The sequence below is a fragment of the Fulvivirga kasyanovii genome (assembly GCF_009711405.1).
Classification (GTDB): domain Bacteria; phylum Bacteroidota; class Bacteroidia; order Cytophagales; family Cyclobacteriaceae; genus Fulvivirga; species Fulvivirga kasyanovii.
Map to the genome: position 1 here is coordinate 1 of NZ_SMLW01000148.1, position 1,281 is coordinate 1,281.

Annotated in this window: 2 protein-coding genes; both read right to left on the minus strand. The window is 42.8% G+C overall.

What is annotated here, in order from left to right:
- A partial coding sequence (locus tag E1163_RS00405) for a hypothetical protein (protein ID WP_155168552.1) occupies positions 1-456 on the minus strand: 456 nt, incomplete at its 3' end.
- 100 nt (positions 457-556) lie between these two features.
- Positions 557-1,281, minus strand: a 725-nt coding sequence (locus E1163_RS30195) for a hypothetical protein (protein WP_221417876.1), incomplete at its 5' end; no start/stop codon positions are given.

Sequence of the window (1,281 nt, forward strand, 5' to 3'; positions counted from 1 at the left end):
ATACCATAACTCATTAGATATCTGAAGTTCCAAAAACAAATTAGATCTCATGTATTCACCCCATTCCTCAGAATTAAGCACCAGCTCTTCACCATTTCCATTTCTCCAATGATCAAATAATACTTCTCCCTGATCATCAAACCACCAATGCTCCTCTGCATTCTGTTCTATGGAAGGCTCTTCCATCCCCTTCTCCTCATCACCATCACTCCTCTTAGCCTGAGTCTCGGTATTGTTAAGGTGAGAGTAATCAATTTTCATCATTTGTAAAATTTCATCTGCTGTGTATTTTTTGACACTGCTAATTGCATCACCTGATGGAGCTTGTGGTATAAACCCGGCTGAGCCTGTTAAGTTGGGGGTTTTGGAAGACGGCTGCAAGTTATCTTTATTCAAATTATCAGGTTTGTGCCCGGGAGATGCCGCTGATTGTCGCTGGGATTGATGACTGTTCATAGTTATTGGTGGCGGAGCTTTAATTCTAAGAACGGCCTGTATTTCACTACAGGCCGTTCTTTTAGTGGGTTGAAGTCATTAGCTGGCTTTAATGAAAGCCTTATAGGTTTCTTATTGCATCTGTTGCATCTGCTAAGTCATCATCATGAGGTATAAACTTCACAAACCATTTAAGACGCGAAGGTTGTCTTTCAACCATGGTCACTCTATACTTCTTTCTCCCTTCATGAATATCTTTGAACATTCGACCTGCATTTACAGCCCAAAAGTAATGACCGTCCACTCTTTTGCCATAGTTTCCACCAACCCAGCCCTCTACTCTTACAGGCAGATCATACTTTGTGGTTGCAGTGGAAGTAGTTTGAGCTAGTGTTAAAACTGCGTCGGTATGTGGAGGAATCTTAAACCAACCGGTAGGAGGATTGACAGTAATAGTTTGCGTTATTTCACCGCCTCTGGAACCACCAAGCGAGACGGTTACTTCAACGCTGCCTTCACTTACCAGAGGAATACCAACTTTCCCTCCCACTGTTACAGAAGCTGAGGCCTCTATCGACCAGTTTCGCTGCTTAGCATTCGAAATGGAAACATAGTCTGTGGTGTTCTCATGTAAAATCTCATTTGATGTCCAGTTTGGTATGGTGATGGAGTTCACTCCATATACACGTTTCCAGCCTGAATTTTTCCACTCGGTACTACCTATCGGCTTACGGGTAAAATATTTATAGCACCACCAGCCATATTTTGTGGAAGGATTATGCCCCCATCCTAGATGGACATCATTAATTGAAACGCCATCAGGCCATCTGCCACCTTTGTTAAGGG